The sequence below is a fragment of the Stenotrophomonas sp. YJH_SMC_43 genome, from assembly GCF_059372535.1.
Genome location: NZ_JCAFVQ010000001.1, coordinates 148,001 through 165,881, shown reverse-complemented (window position 1 = coordinate 165,881; position 17,881 = coordinate 148,001). Strand labels below are relative to the sequence as shown.

Genomic DNA, 17,881 nt, shown 5'->3' with positions numbered 1-17,881 from the left:
CTCAGGCGCGTGGCGGTGTCGGGTCTGGATCGTCCACCCCGACATTGCTGGACGGATTGTCATACACCGCCTGATCGAGCAGCCCGGTCTCCTTGGCCACGATCACCGGCACCAGCATCTGGCCCGTCACGTTCGTCATCGTGCGCATCATGTCCAGGATGCGGTCGATGGCATACAGGTAGCCGATGGTCTCCAGCGGCAGGTTGGCCGCGCTCAGCACCACCGTGGCCATGATCACCGCAGTACCCGGCACGCCGGCGGTACCGAAGCTGCCCAGCACCGAGGCGATCAGCACCACCACATACTGTTCCGGGGTCAGCGGCACACCGCTGTACTGCGAGATGAACACCGCGCACAGCGCCGGGTAGATCGCGCCGCAGCCATCCATCTTGATGCTGGCGCCCAGCGGCACCGCGAACGAACCGTAGTCCTTGTTCACACCCAGGTTGTGGGTGATCGAACGCAGCGCCACCGGCATCGCGGCGAAGCTGGACGAGCTGACAAACGCCACCTGCATGCCCGGCGCGGCGCCACGGAAGAACTTCAGTGGGTTCAGGCCGTGCGCCATCAGCAGCGCGCTGTAGACCACCACGATGTGCAGGGCGCAGGCCACGTACAGGGCCAGCACGAAATGCCCCAGCGGCAGCAGCTTCTCGAAGCCGTAGCTGCCGACCAGGCCAGCGATCAGGCCGAAGGTGCCGATCGGGGTGACTTCCAGCACGAAGCGGGTCACCTGGATCATGATGTCGCTCATCTGGCCGACCAGCTTGCGCGCCTCGGTCACCTTCTCGCCCAGCTTGACAATGGCGAAACCGACCAGACCAGCAAAGAAGATCACCGGCAGGATCGAGCCACGGCCCGCGGCCAGCACGGTTTCACCGGCGGCGTTGACCTTGGTGCCGATGCCGGACAGCGCGTAGAAGACATTGGCCGGCACCACATCCAGCAGCACCTGCACCACGCTGGGCACTTCACGCGGCACGTAGTTGCTGGCCATCGTCAGTTGCAGGCCACCGGCGCCGGGCTGCAGCACGGTGCCCACGCCCAGGCCGACGCACACCGCCAGCGCAGCGGTGATCACGAACCACAGGAAGGTGCGGCCACTGAGCGCGGCGACCGATTTCTGGCCGTGCAGCGACGAGATCGCGTTGATGACCGCGAAGAACACCAGCGGCACCGCGATCATCTTGATCAGGGTGACGTACAGCTCGCCGAGCGGGCCGAACCACGTTTCCGCGGCCGGGCCGAGCGCCCAGCCGGCCAGCGCGCCGAGCACGAAGCCACCGACCACGCGCTGCCAGAATGGAATCCGCAGCCAGGCAGAGACCAGCTTCATAGGCAATCCAGAGGGGAAGGAAGGGATGCTGGCACGATAGCCCAAGGCGGCCCGCAGAACGACCGCCCGGCCGGCAAATCAGTGTGTCATCGGCGTGCCTTGCGAGGGCGGGCATAATGAACGTCCCGTTACAGTTTGTGAGATCCCAGCGTCCATGCGCCGTTCCGTCTCCCTGTTGGCCGCCTGCGCCACCACCCTGCTGCTGGGCGCCTGCGCCAGCACCTCCCCCGCGTCCGCTCCGGCCGGCCTGAAGGTCGCCGTCGATCCCGTTACCCACCCGGCCGGCGAGACGCCGCAGTGGTGGTACCGCAGCGGCGCGGCCCAGGCTGCAGCGAACGGTGCGATGTCCGGCAAGGCCAGGAACGTCATCCTGTTCCTCGGTGACGGCATGAGCCTGACCACGGTGGCCGCCTCGCGCATCTACGAAGGCCAGCAAAAGGGTGGCTCGGGCGAAGAGAACCTGCTGTCCTGGGAACGCTTCCCGGCCACGGCGTTCAGCAAGACCTACAACACCGATTCGCAGACCCCTGATTCGGCCGGCACCATGACCGCCATCACCACCGGCGTGAAGACCCACATGGGCGCGATCGGCGTCAGCGCCGGCAGCCGCACCGACTGCCCCGACAGCCTGTCCAAGGGCCTGCTGACCTGGCTGCAGCTGGCCGACAGCGCCGGCCTGGCCACGGGCGTGGTGTCCACCGCACGCCTGACCCATGCCACCCCGGCCGCCACCTATGCACATTCACCCGAGCGCAACTGGGAAAACGACACCGACCTGACTGAAGCGGCCAAGGCGGCAGGCTGCAAGGACATCGCCCAGCAGCTGCTGTCGACCTCGCGCTATGGCCGCGGCCCGCTGGTCGCCCTCGGCGGTGGCCGCGGAGAATTCACCACCGTGGAAGAGCGCGATCCGGAGTACGACGACAAGGTCGGCCAGCGCCTGGATGGCCGCAGCCTGGTGCAGGAATGGCAGCAGGCCCATCCGCAGGGCGCCTACGTCTGGAACAGCAAGCAGCTGGCCGCCGCCGCCAATGCGCCGGCCATCCTTGGCCTGTTCGAGCCGGACCACATGCGCTACGAGTACGAGCGACCGCAGGATCCGGGCGGTGAGCCGAGCCTGGCCGAACTGACGGCTGCGGCGATCAGGAATCTGTCGAAGCACCAGGAAGGCTACGTACTGATGATCGAAGGCGCGCGCATCGACCACGCCAACCACAGCGGCAACGCCTACCGTGCACTGACCGAGACCGTGGCCCTGTCCGATGCAGTGCGCGTGGCCAACGAACTGACCTCGGCCGACGACACCCTGATCATCGTCACCGCCGACCACTCGCACACGCTGAACTTCGTCGGCTACCCGGCACGCGGCAACCCGATCCTGGGCAAGGTGAAAGACAAGGGTGGCGAAGATGGCGCCGGCAAGCTGGATTACGCGCTGGACGGCACCGGCCAGCCGTACACCACGTTGAGCTACGCCAATGGCCCGGGCCATACCGGCAGCAGCAACCAGCAGCCGGCCGGCCCGAAGCGCTACCCGCACAACCCGAGCAGCTTCGAACCGGCCAACGGCCGCCCGAACCTGCGCGAGGTCGACACCGAGCATCCGGACTACATGCAGGAAGCACTGGTGCCGATGAAGTCCGAGTCGCACGGCGGCGAAGACGTGGGCATCTGGGCACGCGGCCCGGGCAGCAAGGCGATCCGCGGCACGCTGGAACAGAACGCGATCTACCACATGATCGTGCAGGCCACCCCGGCCCTGCGCGAGCGCCTGTGCCAGGCCGGCACCTGCGATGACAAGGGCGTGCCGGTGCAGCTGCCGGCGCCGACGGCCTTCGAACGCAAGGCCGAGGCCAAGTGATCGCACTGCAGGCCCGCCCTGCGCCTGCCAGCGGCCGCTTCGCGCGGTCGCTGGCCCTGCTCGGCGTGCTGGCCAGTGCCAACGCGCTGGCGCAGGCACCGGCGTGCAAGCTGCTGACCGACGAACACGGGTTGTGGCCGCTGCCCAACTGCGAAGTGGTCGACCACCGGCCGAAGATCCAGCCGGACACCCTGAAAGACCTGAACTTTGATGACCACGGCCTGGCCGTGGTGTATGCCGACCAGGGTTTCCACTACGTCGACCGCAAGGGCCGCAGCCTGCCGGTGCTGACCTGGGACAACGGCCCGGAGATGCCGGAAGAAGGCCTGCTGCGCGGCCGCGTCGGTAATCGCGTGGGCTACTTCGATCTGACATTCCGCCAGGTGGTGCCCGGCACCTTCGATTTCGCCTGGCCGTTCCGCGACGGCGTGGCCGAGGTCTGCAACGGCTGCCGTCGCGGCACGCCGGATGCCGATGGCCACACGCCGATGGAAGGCGGAGAGTGGTTCCGGATCGACCGCTCGGGTCGTCGGGTGAACTAGGGGTTTTCGGCAGGGCTGCGCCCTGCACCTGCAGACGCAACGGCAACGGCAACGGCCGACGCAACAGCAACAGCGTGCATTTCGTGGGATGGCGGGGCACTGTGGGTTTGCGGGGACGGCGCAAGTACGTCCATGTAGCCTTGGTCGCCGCATCCATGCGGCTCACACCCCGCAAACCCACAGTGCCCCGCCTTCGACAGTTTTCCGGTGGCCAGTAGATCCACGCCATGCGTGGATCAGATCTGTCAGATATCGAATTGAATCCGGGGTCAGATCCGTTTTCCGCAGGAAAACGGATCTGACTCAAGAGCAATTCCGACAGTTCGCAGGAAACTGTCGAAGGCGGGGTGGGTCCGGTTGCGGGAGTGTCCGCGGCATGGATGCCGCGGCCAAGCCCCCAAGGGTGAGGGCGCTTTGCTTGCGAAGCATTGCTTCGCAAGCGCCCGAACGCACAGCCGCCAGCGGCTGGGCCGGACCGCGGAGCGGGGTTTACGGCGTCTCCCGCAACCGGGCCCACCCCGCCATCCTTCAGGAACCCAGCTTCTGCTGTTGCTGTTGCTGTTGCTGTTGCTGTTGCTCTGGATCGTAGCGGGTGCAGGGCGCAGCCCTGCCGGGCAACCCTATACTTGCCGCCGTGACTGCCTTCCCTGCCCTTGTTCCGCTGGATGCGCCGCTGCTGGTGGGCTACAGCGGTGGTGTCGACTCCACCGTGCTGCTGCACTGGCTGTGGCGCTGCGCCCAGGCTTCCGGCACGGCGCTGCGTGCGGTGCACGTACACCACGGCCTGCAACCAGCAGCCGACGACTGGGTACGGCATTGCCAGCAGCAGTGCGCGGCACTGGGCGTCGAGCTGGCCGTGCGCCACGTACAGATCGACAGAACCACAGGCCTGGGCCTCGAAGGCGCAGCGCGCGAAGCACGACGTGCAGCGTTCACTGCTGAACTGCGCGAAGGCGAAACACTGGCGCTGGCACAGCACCAGGACGATCAGGCCGAGACCTTCCTGCTCCGCGCCCTGCGCGGCTCCGGTGTCGATGGCCTTGCCGCGATGGCCGATGACAGTCAGCTCGGTACGCACCGCCTGTGGCGTCCCTTGCTGCACGCACCGCGCACCGCACTGCTCGACTATGCCCGGCAACACGCGCTGCGTTGGATCGAGGATCCCAGCAACGCCGAAGACCACGCCGATCGCAACTTCCTGCGCCTGCAGATACTGCCACTGTTGCGCCAGCGCTGGCCGCACGCCGCCGCCGCGTTGGCCGGCAGCGTCCTGCATTGCCGGCAGACCCGCGAACTGCTGGATGAAGAAGACGCCGAGCTGATCACACACCTGGAAGTCGCTCCACGCGTGCTGTCGCTGCAGTTGCTGCGTCAGGTGTCACCGGGACGCGCCGCGCGCGTGCTGCGCGCCTGGGTGATCGGCCATGGTGCCGCCCCACTGCCGGCCACGGTGCTGCAGCAAGGCCTGGACGAACTGCTGCCGGCCGGCAATGATCGCCAGGCGCGGGTGCGCTGGCACGATCATGCCATCCAGCAATGGCGCGAGCATGCCTATCTGCTACCCGCGCAGCTGCCATCGCTGCCCCGCGCGTGGCAGGCCGAATGGGATGGGCATGCTCCCCTGCCGCTGCCCGATGGCGGCCAGCTGCGGCTGCAGGGCGGCGCCGCCTTCGAGCGCCCGCTGCAGGTCCGTGCACGCGTGGGCGGAGAGCGCATCCTGCTGCCAGGTCGCCAGCATTCGCACGCATTGAAGGACTGCCTGCAACGCGAACATGTCGCCCCCTGGCGACGCGCGCAGCTGCCGCTGATCTTTGATGGCCCGCAGTTGCTGGCCGCCGCCGACGTGGTCATCTCCGCGCCACTGCAGGCCTGGTTGCAGGCCTACCAGGCACAGCTGCAGTGGCGTCCCGGCGGCTGGTGAATTGACCCCCGCGCGCGGCCCGTCCACACTTGCCACATGGCCAAGAAGTCCCCCGAAAACGCCTCCCCGGTCGCCCAGTTCGAGCAGTCGCTCGAATCGCTGGAACAGCTGGTGGAGCAGATGGAAACCGGCGAGCTGAGCCTGGAAGCCTCGCTCAGTGCTTACGAACGTGGCGTCGGTCTGTATCGCCAGTGCCAGCAGGCGCTGGAGCAGGCCGAACTGCGCGTGCGCCTGCTCAGCGATCCGGCGCAGCCGGAAGCATCCGAGCCCTTCGATCCGCCCAACCATGACGGCTGAGGTTCTGTTCGCGCGCTGGCGCGACCGTATCGAAAGCCAGCTCGACGCTGCCCTGCCCTCGCCTGCCGAAGCACCGCAGCGCCTGCACCAGGCCATGCGCTATTCGGTGCTGGGCGGTGGCAAGCGCATGCGCCCGCTGCTGGTCTACGCCAGTGGCCACCTGTTCGGTGCACAGCTGGAAAGCCTGGATGCGGCGGCTATGTCCGTCGAACTCATCCACGCCTACTCGCTGGTGCATGACGACCTGCCGGCGATGGATGACGACGCGCTGCGCCGTGGCAAGCCGACCACCCACATCGCCTTCGACGAAGCTACCGCGATCCTCGCCGGCGACGCGCTGCAGACCCGTGCCTTCGGCCTGCTGGCCGATGCACCGCTGCCGGCCACGCTGCGCGTGGCCTGCCTGCAGACCCTGGCCCACGCCTCCGGCGCGTCCGGCATGTGCGGCGGCCAGGCCCTGGATATCGATGCCACCGGCCAGCAGCAGACGCTGGCGGCATTGACCCGCATGCATGCGCTGAAGACCGGCGCGCTGATCCGCGCGGCAGTGCGCATGGGCGCGCTGTGCGGCCAGGCCCACGAACCGCAGCTGGCCCAGCTGGACAGCTTCGCCGATGCACTCGGCCTGGCCTTCCAGGTACGCGACGACATCCTCGATGTCGAGGCCAGTTCCGAGCAGCTGGGCAAGACCGCCGGCAAGGACCAGGCGCAGGACAAGAGCACCTTCCCCGCCCTGCTTGGCATGGACGGCGCAAAGGCCCAGCTGCACGAACTCGCTGCACGCATGCAGTCGATCCTGGCCGGGTATGGCGAGGAAGCCGATGCGCTGCGTGCGCTGGCGACGCTGGCGGTCGAACGCGATCATTGATCGCTCGCCGGGCACCGCCCGTCGCTCCCCGCACATGAAAACGCCCGGCAATGCCGGGCGTTTTCAGTTCCGCATGCAGCCGGTATTACTTGATCAGGCGCAGCGCGAACGGGTAGCGATAGGCTTCGCCGTTGTTGGCCTTGACCGCTGCGATGATGCTGAACACCAGGCTGATGATGCCGACGATCGGGGCCAGGAAGACGCCGATGATCACGATGGTCAGGATCATGCTGATGACCATGGCGATGGTCACGGTGATCTGGAAGTTCAGGGCTTCCTTGGCCTGGTCGGTCACGAAAGCCTTGCCAGCATCGTCCTTGTTGATCAGCCAGATGATCAGTGCGCCGATGAAGCCGGTGAAGATGCCCAGCAGGTGGGCAGCCAGGGCCATGGTGCGCTGGTCGGCTGGCACGTCGGTGGTGGCCGGCGGCGGCGGGACGTTATCGAATTCGCTCACGACAAAACTCCTTTTCATTGGGTGGTCTTGACCCACCAGCACCAAGCTGGTTGCGTCAGGCGGGCATAGCTTACGCCATCGACGCCATCAATCATTACCGGCGATGGTCATCCGCCCCAGCAGGATCGAACCGGTCCGGATGTGCGAGCGCGGGTCGACGTCGCTGCCGACCGCTTCGATGCTGCTGAACATCTCGCGCAGGTTGCCGGCGATGGTGATGCCATCCACCGGGTACTGGATCTCGCCATTCTCGACGCGGAAGCCGCCGGCACCGCGCGAGTAGTCGCCGGTCACCCCGTTCACGCCCTGCCCCATCAGCTCGGTCACCAGCAGGCCATCGCCCATCTGGCGGGCGATCTCCTGCAGGGAGCCCGCGTTGGCGGCCAGTTGCAGGTTGTGCACGCCACCAGCATTGGCGGTGGTCTGCAGGCCCAGCTTGCGCGCCGAGTAGCTGCCCAGCACATAGCGCTGCAGCACGCCGTCACGGACCAGGGCCGAAGCACGGGTGGCCACGCCGTCACCGTCGAAGGCGGCCGAGCGCAGGCCACGGCGCAGGTGGGGCAGTTCCTCGATCTGCATCCAGTCCGGGAACAGCTGCTGGCCAACACTGTCCAGCAGGAAGCTGGCCTGGCGGTACAGGGCACCGCCGGACACCGCCGACAGCAGGTGACCGACCAGGCTGCGCGCGACTTCCGGGGCGAACAGCACCGGCATGCTGCCGGTGGCCATCGAGCGAGGCTGCAGGCGGGCGACGGTACGCTCGGCGGCACGACGACCGACCAGGCCCACCTCCTCCAGGTCCTCGCGGGCCAGCGCACTGGTGTACCAGCCATCGCGCTGCATGCCATCGCCCTGGCCGGCGATCAGCGCACAGCCCACCGAATGATGGGTGCCACGCTCACGGCCGAAAAAGCCATGCGAATTGGCGTACACCGACAGGCTCTGCATGCTCGACACCGAGGCGCCGTCGGAGTTGCGGATCTGCGCATCGGCCTCACGACCTGCGTTCTCGCAGGCCAGGGCCAGGTCCACCGCCTCGTCGGCCTGCAGCGCCCAGGGATGCCAGCTGTCCAGGTCGGGGAAGTCGGTCGCCATCAGCGCCGCCTCGGCCAGGCCGGCGGCCGGGTCGTCCTCGGTATGGCGGGCGATCGCGCAGGCCTGCTCGACCGTGGCGGTGAGGCTGGCCTCGTTCAGGTCGCCGGTGCTGGCGCTGCCCTTGCGTTGGCCGAAATAGACGGTGACGGCGATACCGCGGTCGCGGGTGGACTGCACGGTCTCAACCTCGCCAAGGCGGACATTGACCTCCAGGCCACGGTCCTCGCTGCAGCTGACCTCGGCCTGGCTGGCGCCCAGCGCCCGGGCACGGTCGAGCAGCTGCTGGGAAAGGTCGGCCAGCCGTTCCAGCCGGGCCGGGCTGTCGTCGCCGACAGCGACTTCAGGGGCGATCACGTTCAATGCTTTATCCTGTACGGGTTGGGCCCGGCATCACGCCGGGCGACTTTTTTTGAGATCAGGTAGGAACGATGCGCGGACGCGACGAAGAAACCGGTGAATTCCACGACAAGAGCCGCAGCCAGAACCGGCGCGATGCGCTCGACGTCCTGGCCCTGGGCGAGAAGCTGGTGTCGTTGACCCCGGCCCAGCTGGCGCGCCTGCCGATTCCGGAAGACCTGCTGCCGCATATCGCCGAGTGCAAGCGCATCACCGCCCACATCGCCCACAAGCGCCAGCTGGCGTTCCTGGCCAAGCACATGCGCCGCGAAGAAGACGCCACGCTGGATGCGATCCGCGATGCGCTGGACGCCAACAGCGAAACCGGCCGCCGCGAAGTGGCGATGATGCACCGCGCGGAAGACTGGCGCGAGCGCCTGCTGGCCGAGGGTGACAAGGCACTGGCGGCACTGCTGGACGACTACCCGCAGGCCGACCGCCAGCAGCTGCGCACGCTGGTGCGCAATGCCCAGGCCGAGAAGGCGAAGAACAAGCCGCCGCGCGCCTACCGCGAAATTTTCCAGGTGCTGCGTGCCCTGATGCTGCCGGCCGCGTTGGGCCTGAAGGCCAGCGCCGAAGACGCCGACCCCATTGAAACCGACGAAGCCGACGAGGACTGAGTCCTCGCCGGCAGGGGCGGTGGCACTGGCCATCGCCCGGCTCAGGCCTGGGTACCGCCGACGGTGATGCCCTCGATCAGCAACGAGGGCTGGCCGACACCCACCGGCACGCTCTGCCCGTCCTTGCCGCAGATGCCCACGCCCTCGTCCAGGGCCAGGTCGTTGCCGACCATGCGCACCTTCTGCATGGTTTCCGGACCGTTGCCGATCAGGGTCGCGCCCTTCACCGGCGTGGTGATGCGGCCATCCTCGATCAGGTAGGCCTCGGTGGCCGAGAACACGTACTTGCCACTGGTGATGTCGACCTGGCCGCCGCCGAAGTTGACCGCGTACAGGCCCTTTTTCACCGAACGGATCATCTCCTGCGGGTCATGCTGGCCGGCGCGCATGTAGGTGTTGGTCATGCGCGGCATGGTCATGTGCGCGAACGATTCGCGGCGACCATTGCCGGTCGGCGCCACGCCCATCAGGCGCGCGTTGAGGCTGTCCTGCATGTAGCCGACCAGGATGCCGTCCTCGATCAGCGTGGTGCACTGGCTGGGATGACCCTCGTCGTCGATGTTCAACGAACCACGGCGTCCATCCAGCGTGCCGTCATCGACGATCGTCACGCCCGGGGCGGCAACGCGCTCGCCGATGCGCCCCGCGTAGACGCTGGTGCCCTTGCGGTTGAAGTCGCCCTCCAGGCCATGGCCGACCGCTTCATGCAGCAGCACACCGGGCCAGCCCGGGCCCAGCACCACCGGCATCACGCCGGCCGGTGCCGGTACCGCTTCAAGATTCACCAGCGCCTGGCGCAGCGCCTCTCGGGCGAAGGCTTCCGGGCGGCCGTCGGCGAACAGCTCCTCATAGCCATAGCGACCACCGCCACCGGCATAGCCGGACTCGCGACGGCCGTTGTGCTCGACGATCACCTGCACGTTCAGGCGCACCAGCGGGCGCACGTCGGCGCCCAGCACGCCGTCGCTGCGGGCGATCAGCACCGTATCGACGCCGCCGGACAGGCTGACCATCACCTGCTTCACGCGCGGGTCGGCAGCACGCAGGTAGCCGTCCAGGCGCTTGAGCACCTCGACCTTGGCCTCGTTGCCGACGCCATCAATCGGGTCCAGCGCCGGGTACAGCGCGCGCGCGTTGCCGCGCAGCAGCGAGCGCCCGGTCTGGGCACCACCTTCACGCGAGATCGCGCGCGCCGACTGCGCCGCCACCCGCAGCGCATCGGCATGGATGTCGTCGGAGTAGGCGAAACCGGTCTTCTCGCCGGAAATCGCCCGCACGCCCACACCCTGCTCGATGGAATGCGCGCCGTCCTTGACGATGCCGTCTTCCACGCTCCAGCTCTCGCGGCGGGCGTGCTGGAAGTAAAGGTCACCAAAGTCCACACCGGGGCCGAGCAGCTGCCCGAAGGTGTGCTCCAGGCCAGCGGTATCCAGGCCGCCAGGGCGCAGCAGGCGGTCTTGGGCAAGCGTCAGGGCGATATCAGTCATGGTTCTCGATCTGGGGATGCGGGGGCGCTCAGGCAAGCCCCGTGAACAGGAAAGCCGCGCTCAACGCGCGCGCGGCAGGCCGGTGACGGTCGGCGGAATGGCCGGCGCCGGTGCCGGCGCGGGTGGCGGAGCCTTGTCGCGGCTGCGCTCGATCACTTCCACCTTCGGTTCCTTCCATGGACCGGTCACCTTGTAGGTACGGGCGCCAATCTCGCCCAATGGTTTGGACAATACCGCATTGGTGGCCGCGCCCAGCGCCGCCCCCACCGGGCCACCGGCCACCGCCCCCACCACGGTCAGCAGATTGCCTGCGCGCGGGTTGACGTCGATGGTCTGGTCGAACTGCTGGTTGCGCAGGTCGGCCTGGCCGCGGATGGTGATGTTGGCTGCCGGGCCTTCGATCAGCACCTTGTCTGTGCGCGCCATGCCCTGGCCGAACTGCATGCTGCCGTCGATCTGGTTGAACGCGAAGCCCTTGGAGAAGAAGTCGCGGAAGTCGAACATCAGGCGCCGCGGCAGCTGGGTCACGCTGAGCAGGCCCAGCACGCGGCCGGCGCCCGGTTCCAGCTCCAGCAGCTGGCCGTTGCGTGCGTGCAGGTCCAGGCGGCCCTGCAGGTTGCCCAGCTGGAAGTCCGACGGCCCCCCACTCCACGTGGCCTGCAGCTGCGCCTGGCCGGAACCGCCACGCAGCTGGCCGCCGTAGTCGAGGTTCTGCATCAGTCCGCCCAGGTCCTCGCTGCGCACCTGCGCGGTCAGTTCGGTGCGGGCACCACCGGTGCGGCCCAGCCAGCGACCGCTGATGTCGATCTCCTGGTCGGGCGCACGGAAGCGCAGCTCATCCACGTTCAGGCCATTGGCCAGCGGCCGCGTACGCAGCACCGCCTGGCCCAGCACCACCTTGCCGAACTTCAGGTCGGCGATGTCCAGCGCGAACGGCGGCAGCTTGGCCGGGTCCATGTCATTGGCGCCTGCCTGTACCCGTGCCGGTGCGGCCGGTACACCTGGAGCCGCCGGCAATGACTGCCAGTGCACGCGGTCGAGCTGGCCACTGATGGTGCCGCCGTCTGCATTGGGGACGGTCAGGCGCCCGGCCAGCGACGGGCCGTCCAGGCGTACATCCAGTGCCTGCGCTCCCGGGCGCAGCTGCAACCGGGTCTGCTCGAACACACCACCGATCAGCATCAGCTTGCCGACCTGCACATCCACCGCACGCAGCGGCATGCCGTCATCGTCGTTGCCACCACGGGCCAGGCCGATCCACTCCAGCGCATCCAGGGTCGGGCTGCGGCCATTCACGGACAGTCCGCTCGGTGGCGGCTCGCGATCGGCATGGTCGCTGCCCAGCGTCACCTGCACACCCGTCTGGTTGTTGTGGCTGCGCGCAGCCAGCGCCAGGCGCTGGCCGAACGACACGTCGATGCGGCCGGCCCCCATCGGCAGCTGTGCAGCCACGGTGGTCGCCAACGGCTCGGCAGCCGGTTTGTCCAGCGGCGCCGGCAGGTCCAGCCGGGTCCCGACCAGATCGGAGCTCAACCGCAGCTCGCTGGGCGGCGCAGGCGCCCCCGGAGCGACCTTGGGCAGATTGACCGCGATGGTCCACGGCGAGGTGCCGGCGATGTAGGGCTTCAGCCACGCCATTTCCGGCGCGCGGTCGATCAGCACGCCAGCATCGAGGTTGGCCGACAACTGCGATTCAAAGGCCAGCTTGCTGTCGTGCACGTAGCCACCGGCACGCAGGCTCAGACGACCGTCCTGGCCGAGGTGGCGCACCGCCAGTTCCTCGGCGCCGAAACCGCCGTTGCTGTAGCGCGCCTGCCCGTGCATGTTGTCAAAGGTGAGCTGGAAGCGCTTGTCGACCAGCTTCACGCCGGCCAGATCGACCGTTCCCTGCAGGTGGCCGCCACCTTCATCGTGGTGCAGCGGCTGCAGCAGATCGAAGGTCACATGCGCCGGGCCCGCAGCGGTGAGGTTGTCCAGGGTGTCGCCATAATCCTTGTGCAGCGGGCTCTGCCGCAGCATGGCCAGCAGCCTGCCGGCCTCGCTCTGCGCATCGGCACGCACGTACAGCGGCTGCTGCCCGAAATCCTGGATGCCCGCCTCGAATTTCTGCACCGCCACGCCGGCCAGATCGCCGCGACCGTGCATGTCGAAGCCGGGGCCGATGAAGGCGATATCGGCGTCGACCTGGCGCATCAACGGCCAGTCGTGCTGGAAGCGGATGTCACCATTGGTGATATGGCCGGTCGCCTCGAAGCGGCCATCGTTGTTGTCGAACGGCCAGTCGTCCAGGTCGCCACTGACCAGGCCGATGCCGTTGCGCACCTGCCCACCGGCCAGCGCCATGTCCAGCCAGTCGGTGGCGCCCTTGCTCATCTTGGAGTGGATCCAGAAGCGCTTGGCCGCGGTCATCGGCACGTCGTCCAGCTTGGCCGCCAGCTGCAGCCACGGCCGCGTACCGTCGCCCTGGAACCAGACACCACCGCGCACGTCCGCCGCATAATCGGTGCCTTCCACGCGCATCGCTGCCGTGCCGATGCGCCAGCCACCGCCTTCATCGCGCCAGCCCACCACCTGGCCCGCCAGGTGCAGATCGTGGCGCACGCCGAAGCCGGTCGGCCAATCGAACTGCAGCTGGCGTTGCGGCTGCAGCTGCAGGCTGAAGCCATCCGCGTCGCCTTCGAAGCGCCCGCCCAGGCCGCGCAGGCCGGGCGAATTGCCCACGCTGGCGAAGCCCAGCGACTGCAGTTCGCCCTGCGCCCACAGCGGGCCATCGCGTTCGCCCGCCAGCTGCAGCTCGCGCACGTCCAGCTGCGGCCTGGACAGGAACAGCCAGCGACGCAGGCCCGGTTCAAGACGATCGCTCAGGGCCAGCGCACGCAGCGCGATGCCGGCCTGCACTTCGCGAGAACTGACCCGCAGCTGCTTGCCGAGCTGCAGCTGCAGGCCATCGAGCTGCTGCTCGCCTTCTTCGGTTTTCAGGCGCAGGCGCGGCACCTGCAATGCCCAGCCATCGGCCTGGCGCTGCCAGCGCAGGCGTGCCTGCAACCGCTGCAGCTGCAGCTGCGGAGCCGCCATCGCGGGCATCGGTGCGCCATCGATGCGGACATCACGCAGGTCCGAATCGGTGGTCACCGCCACCGGCGCGAAATCGCGCAGGGTCAGCCACAGGTTGAGTTCGCCCTTGCCTTCGCGCAGGCGCACACCGCCGGCCGCCAGCAGCGGCGACCAGGCATGAAAATCGACCGGATCGGCGCCCAGCCAGGCCTGGCCGTTGCCGCGCACGCGGTCCACGTCCAGCACCGCCGTCAACGGCAGCGCTTCGGTCTGGGCCCAGGCGCGCACGCCTACACGCAGGCGGTCGCCATTGACCCGCAGGCGCACGTCGATGCGTGGCAGCGTGGTATCGATCCCCAGCCCCGGCGCATGCACGCCCAGGCGGCCCCCGATCACCTGCAGTTCGCCCAGACGGCGCAGCGCATCCAGCGGGTCCCCGCCATTGGCGGCCTGCGGCAGGCCACGCACCGACCAGCGGCCGTCCTCGCCCTGCTGCAGGTCCAGTGCCAGGCCACGCAGGCGCAGTTCGGTCAACGAGCGGCCGGGCAGCAGCCCGCTGTACATCGATACCAGCACCTCGGCCTCGCCGATCGCCAGGCCCTGGCCGGCGCCAATGCGCAGGCCCTTGAGCTGCAGCAGCGGACCACGCCGGGTCCAGGCCGTCTGCAGCTGGTCGAAACGCACCGGCTGGCCGGCGCGTTCACTCAACCAGGCGGCAATCCTGTCGGGATGGCGCTCGGCCAGCGGCAGCAGCTGGCTGAGGGTGCCCACCAGCAGTGCCAGCCCGACCAGGCCCACCGCGCAGGCGGCAATGAAATGACGGCGGATCCTTCGCAGTCGCAGGCGCGGCGGCGCGCTCATCGGCCACCGCCGGCCTGCGGCCGGCGAGGATCAGAGCAGAACAACATCGAATTGCTCCTGCAGGTACTGCTCGTCCGCCTGGAAGCGGATGCTCTTGCCGAGGAATTCCTCCAGCTCGGCCACCGCCGCGGATTCCTCGTCGGTGATGCGCGCGACCACCTTGGTCGAGGCGATCACCAGCAGGCGCGCGGCATCGAACTGGCGCACGGCACGGGTGATCTCGCGGAAGATCTCGTAGGTCACCGTTTCGGTGGTCTTGATGCTGCCGCGGCCGCTGCACTGCGGGCAGGTTTCCGACAGCTGGCGCTCCAGGCTTTCCACCGTGCGCTTGCGGGTCATCTCCACCAGGCCCAGCGGCGAGAAGTCGTACACCGTGGTCTTGGCATGGTCACGGGCCAGCGCCTTTTCCAGCGTACGCAATACCTGGCGGCGGTGCTCGGCATCATCCATGTCGATGAAGTCGATGATGATGATGCCGCCCAGGTTGCGCAGGCGCAGCTGCCGTGCCACCGCCTGCGCCGCTTCCAGGTTGGTGCGGAACACCGTCTCTTCCAGGTTGCGCTGGCCGAGGAACGAACCGGTGTTGACGTCGATGGTGGTCATCGCCTCGGTCTGGTCGATCACCAGGTAACCACCGGATTTCAGCGGCACCTGCTTGTCCAGCGCGCGGCCGATCTCGTCCTCCACCCCGAACATGTCGAAGATCGGGCGATCGCCGCTGTACAGCTCGATCTTCTCCGCCAGCACCGGCATGTACTTGGCAACAAAGGCCTGCAACTGCGCGAAGGTCTCCTTGGAGTCCACCTTCACCTTGTCCACGTCCTTGCGGATCAGGTCGCGTACCGATCGCAGCGGCAGGCTCAGGTCTTCATAGATGTTGCTGCACGAGGCCGCTTCGCGGCCACGACGCTCGACCACGTTCCATACGCGCGACAGGTAGGCGATGTCCTCGGCGATGGCTTCGGCCGGCTGGCCCTCGGCATTGGTACGCACGATGTAGCCGTAGCCCCCGTGCTGCGCCGACAGTTCGGTCACCAGCGCCTTCAGGCGCGCACGCTCGGTTTCATCCTCGATGCGCGCCGACACGCCCACCACCTTGGACTGCGGCAGCAGCACCATGTAGCGCGAGGGAATGCTGATCTGGGTGGTCAGGCGGGCGCCCTTGGTGCCGATCGGATCCTTCACCACCTGCACCACGATGTCCTGGCCGTCGCGCAGCAGCTCGACGATCGGCACGCTGGACGGCGGCGGCAGCGTGGTGTTCTCGGTGTCGGCACTGGCTACCGGCGCCGGCCGCACCACGTCGTTGGCGTGCAGGAACGCGGCACGCTCCAGCCCGACTTCGACGAAGGCCGCCTGCATGCCGGGCATCACCCGCTGTACCTTGCCCTTGTAGATGTTGCCGACCACACCCCGGCGCCAGCCGCGCTCGATGTGCAGTTCCTGCAGCATGCCATTTTCGATCACCGCGACCCGGGTCTCGCGCGGGGTCACATTGACCAGGATTTCCTCAGACATCGGCAGCCTCCCTGGCGGCATCGGCAGTGGGGGCCGGCACGCCACAGCGCGCCAGCAAACGATCGGTGTGCAGCAACGGCAGCCCCATCACCCCGGAGTAACTCCCGGACAGGTGCTCGATCCAGCGCTCGGCCCCGCCCTGGATGGCGTAGGCCCCCGCCTTGTCCAGCGGTTCGCCGGTGGCCACGTAGGCGGCGATGTCGGCGGCGTCGATCGGGGCGAAGGTCACTTCAGAAATGACCAGCTCGCTGTCCAGCCCGTCCGCGCCGACCACCACCACGGCGGTCATTACCTGATGGGTACGCCCGGCAAGACGTGCCAGCATCGCCCGCGCATCGGCAGCATCCACAGGCTTGCCGAACACCTCGCCGTCCAGCACCACCTCGGTGTCCGAACCGAGCACCCGCGCCTGCGGGTCATCGGCCAGCACCCGGGCCAGGCCGGCGCGCGCCTTGTCGGCGGCGACCCGGCAGACATACTGTTCGGCGCTTTCAGCGGGCGCGCGCTGCTCGACGACCTCCAGGTCCAAGGCCTGGAAGGGGCGTCCGAGTCGGGCCAGCAGCTGGTTGCGTCGGGGGGAGCGGGAAGCAAGGTAGAGCATCGGCACAGCATAACCTGAGGCTGCCACCTGAATCGTCGGCAACCCGTCCCGGAACGTACCCAACCCCGAACGGGCTCACAGCGCGTTCATCGCTACGACACCACCCTCAACGGCACAACAAGGAGTTCTCCATGCGCCTGACCGCCACCCCGCTGCTGCTCGCCCTGTCCCTCGCCCTTGGAACCTCGATGACCGCCCATGCTGCCCCGTCGTCGCCGTCGATCGCCGCTCCGGCCGAAGGCACCCTGCTGAACATCTCGGCCAACGCCGAGGCCACCCGCGTGCCGGACGTGGCCACCCTGTCGGCCGGCGTGGTCACCCAGGCCGCCGATGGCAACAGCGCCATGCGCCAGAACGCCCAGCAGATGGACAAGGTACTGGCCGCGATCAAGGCCGCCGGCATCGCCGAGCGCGACGTGCAGACCAGTGGCGTCAGCCTCAACCCGCAGTACCGCTATGCCGACAACGAAGCGCCGAAGATCACCGGCTACCAGGCCAGCAACACGGTCAGCCTGAAGGTGCGCGACATCGCCAAGCTGGGCAAGGTGCTGGACGCACTGGCTGCGCAGGGCGCCAACCAGATCAATGGCCCCAGCTTCGAGATCGACCAGCCGGAACCGGTCTATGACGAAGCCCGCCTGGCTGCACTGAAGAAGGCCCAGGCCCGCGCCCAGACCTATGCAAAGTCGCTGGGCCTGCAGGTGCGCCGCATCGTCAGCATTTCCGAGAACGCCGGCGGCGGCTACCGCCCGATGCCGATGATGCGGGCCATGTCGGCCGGCGCGGCGATGGACAAGGCCACCCCGGTCGCACCGGGTGAATCGACCGTCTCGGTCAACCTGGACGTGGTGTTCGAACTGGGTCGCTGATCCCGTCCGTCATTGCCGGCAAAGGCGGATCCCGCAGGGGATCCGCCTTTTTTCATGTCCGCAGCCGGCACTGGCTGAAGGCCAGCCCAACGATCGCC

At 68.0% G+C, this 17,881-nt stretch carries 14 protein-coding genes; 7 read left to right on the top strand and 7 right to left on the bottom strand.

Annotation, left to right across the window (positions count from 1 at the left end; genetic code table 11):
- Position 1: 1 nt before the first annotated feature.
- Positions 2-1,336, bottom strand: a complete 1,335-nt coding sequence (locus AC5QAH_RS00730) for a dicarboxylate/amino acid:cation symporter (protein WP_495232030.1) — start codon at positions 1,334-1,336, stop codon at positions 2-4.
- Between the two features lie 154 nt (positions 1,337-1,490).
- On the opposite strand from AC5QAH_RS00730, the gene AC5QAH_RS00725 reads away from it, so the two are divergent.
- The 5 genes from AC5QAH_RS00725 to AC5QAH_RS00705 all read left to right on the top strand — a co-directional run bounded on the left by AC5QAH_RS00725 (position 1,491) and on the right by AC5QAH_RS00705 (position 6,825).
- Positions 1,491-3,197 carry an alkaline phosphatase gene (locus AC5QAH_RS00725; RefSeq protein ID WP_049454978.1) on the top strand — a complete coding sequence of 569 codons (1,707 nt, stop codon included), beginning with the start codon at positions 1,491-1,493 and terminating at the stop codon, positions 3,195-3,197.
- Positions 3,194-3,739 carry a WG repeat-containing protein gene (locus tag AC5QAH_RS00720; protein ID WP_049454980.1) on the top strand — a complete coding sequence of 182 codons (546 nt, stop codon included), beginning with the start codon at positions 3,194-3,196 and terminating at the stop codon, positions 3,737-3,739. The genes AC5QAH_RS00725 and AC5QAH_RS00720 overlap by 4 nt, the downstream gene beginning before the upstream one ends.
- Positions 3,740-4,373: 634 nt before the next feature.
- The gene (gene tilS / locus AC5QAH_RS00715) at positions 4,374-5,660 is read left to right on the top strand and encodes a tRNA lysidine(34) synthetase TilS (protein ID WP_239682763.1); all 1,287 of its coding nucleotides are present in this window, start codon (positions 4,374-4,376) and stop codon (positions 5,658-5,660) included.
- A 36-nt stretch (positions 5,661-5,696) separates the two neighbouring features.
- Positions 5,697-5,957: an exodeoxyribonuclease VII small subunit gene (locus tag AC5QAH_RS00710; protein ID WP_019338620.1), complete on the top strand. Its 261-nt coding sequence runs from the start codon at positions 5,697-5,699 to the stop codon at positions 5,955-5,957.
- Positions 5,947-6,825 carry a polyprenyl synthetase family protein gene (locus AC5QAH_RS00705; protein ID WP_019338621.1) on the top strand — a complete coding sequence of 293 codons (879 nt, stop codon included), beginning with the start codon at positions 5,947-5,949 and terminating at the stop codon, positions 6,823-6,825. Before AC5QAH_RS00710 ends, AC5QAH_RS00705 begins: the two co-directional genes overlap by 11 nt.
- An 85-nt stretch (positions 6,826-6,910) precedes the next feature.
- Here AC5QAH_RS00705 and AC5QAH_RS00700 read toward each other — a convergent pair whose 3' ends face one another.
- Both AC5QAH_RS00700 and pmbA read right to left on the bottom strand, forming a co-directional pair.
- Positions 6,911-7,282: a DUF4870 domain-containing protein gene (locus tag AC5QAH_RS00700; RefSeq protein ID WP_010482972.1), complete on the bottom strand. Its 372-nt coding sequence runs from the start codon at positions 7,280-7,282 to the stop codon at positions 6,911-6,913.
- An 87-nt stretch (positions 7,283-7,369) separates the two neighbouring features.
- The gene (gene pmbA / locus AC5QAH_RS00695; RefSeq protein WP_049411897.1) at positions 7,370-8,737 is read right to left on the bottom strand and encodes a metalloprotease PmbA; all 1,368 of its coding nucleotides are present in this window, start codon (positions 8,735-8,737) and stop codon (positions 7,370-7,372) included.
- Positions 8,738-8,805: 68 nt separating this feature from the next.
- On the opposite strand from pmbA, the gene yjgA reads away from it, so the two are divergent.
- Positions 8,806-9,393 carry a ribosome biogenesis factor YjgA gene (gene yjgA, locus AC5QAH_RS00690; protein ID WP_010482967.1) on the top strand — a complete coding sequence of 196 codons (588 nt, stop codon included), beginning with the start codon at positions 8,806-8,808 and terminating at the stop codon, positions 9,391-9,393.
- A gap of 41 nt (positions 9,394-9,434) precedes the next feature.
- Here the strand turns inward: yjgA and tldD are convergent, their stop codons facing one another.
- Genes tldD through AC5QAH_RS00670 form a run of 4 tightly spaced genes read right to left on the bottom strand, consistent with a single transcriptional unit; the run spans position 9,435 to position 16,914 of the window.
- Positions 9,435-10,880, bottom strand: a complete 1,446-nt coding sequence (tldD, locus tag AC5QAH_RS00685; RefSeq protein ID WP_010482965.1) for a metalloprotease TldD — start codon at positions 10,878-10,880, stop codon at positions 9,435-9,437.
- A gap of 60 nt (positions 10,881-10,940) precedes the next feature.
- Positions 10,941-14,795, bottom strand: a complete 3,855-nt coding sequence (locus tag AC5QAH_RS00680; protein ID WP_317216430.1) for a YhdP family protein — start codon at positions 14,793-14,795, stop codon at positions 10,941-10,943.
- 30 nt (positions 14,796-14,825) lie between these two features.
- Complete coding sequence (gene rng / locus AC5QAH_RS00675; RefSeq protein WP_010482960.1) at positions 14,826-16,313, bottom strand: ribonuclease G; 1,488 nt, start codon at positions 16,311-16,313, stop codon at positions 14,826-14,828.
- Positions 16,306-16,914, bottom strand: coding sequence for a Maf family nucleotide pyrophosphatase (locus AC5QAH_RS00670; protein WP_057504293.1), 609 nt, complete (start codon positions 16,912-16,914; stop codon positions 16,306-16,308). Before AC5QAH_RS00670 ends, rng begins: the two co-directional genes overlap by 8 nt.
- A 131-nt stretch (positions 16,915-17,045) precedes the next feature.
- Here AC5QAH_RS00670 and AC5QAH_RS00665 point away from each other — a divergent pair, with 131 nt between their 5' ends.
- On the top strand, positions 17,046-17,783 hold the full coding sequence (locus AC5QAH_RS00665; protein ID WP_006382138.1) for an SIMPL domain-containing protein: 738 nt from the start codon (positions 17,046-17,048) through the stop codon (positions 17,781-17,783).
- Positions 17,784-17,881: the final 98 nt, after the last annotated feature.

What these genes read in the sequence shown, in the direction of transcription:
- yjgA (WP_010482967.1), top strand. Translation starts at nt 8,806, where the DNA reads ATGCGCGGACGCGACGAAGAAACCGGTGAATTCCACGACAAGAGCCGC.
- rng (WP_010482960.1), bottom strand. Translation starts at nt 16,313, where the DNA reads ATGTCTGAGGAAATCCTGGTCAATGTGACCCCGCGCGAGACCCGGGTC.
- AC5QAH_RS00730 (WP_495232030.1), bottom strand. Translation starts at nt 1,336, where the DNA reads ATGAAGCTGGTCTCTGCCTGGCTGCGGATTCCATTCTGGCAGCGCGTG.
- tldD (WP_010482965.1), bottom strand. Translation starts at nt 10,880, where the DNA reads ATGACTGATATCGCCCTGACGCTTGCCCAAGACCGCCTGCTGCGCCCT.
- AC5QAH_RS00680 (WP_317216430.1), bottom strand. Translation starts at nt 14,795, where the DNA reads ATGAGCGCGCCGCCGCGCCTGCGACTGCGAAGGATCCGCCGTCATTTC.
- AC5QAH_RS00665 (WP_006382138.1), top strand. Translation starts at nt 17,046, where the DNA reads ATGCGCCTGACCGCCACCCCGCTGCTGCTCGCCCTGTCCCTCGCCCTT.
- AC5QAH_RS00710 (WP_019338620.1), top strand. Translation starts at nt 5,697, where the DNA reads ATGGCCAAGAAGTCCCCCGAAAACGCCTCCCCGGTCGCCCAGTTCGAG.
- AC5QAH_RS00670 (WP_057504293.1), bottom strand. Translation starts at nt 16,914, where the DNA reads ATGCTCTACCTTGCTTCCCGCTCCCCCCGACGCAACCAGCTGCTGGCC.
- AC5QAH_RS00705 (WP_019338621.1), top strand. Translation starts at nt 5,947, where the DNA reads ATGACGGCTGAGGTTCTGTTCGCGCGCTGGCGCGACCGTATCGAAAGC.
- AC5QAH_RS00725 (WP_049454978.1), top strand. Translation starts at nt 1,491, where the DNA reads ATGCGCCGTTCCGTCTCCCTGTTGGCCGCCTGCGCCACCACCCTGCTG.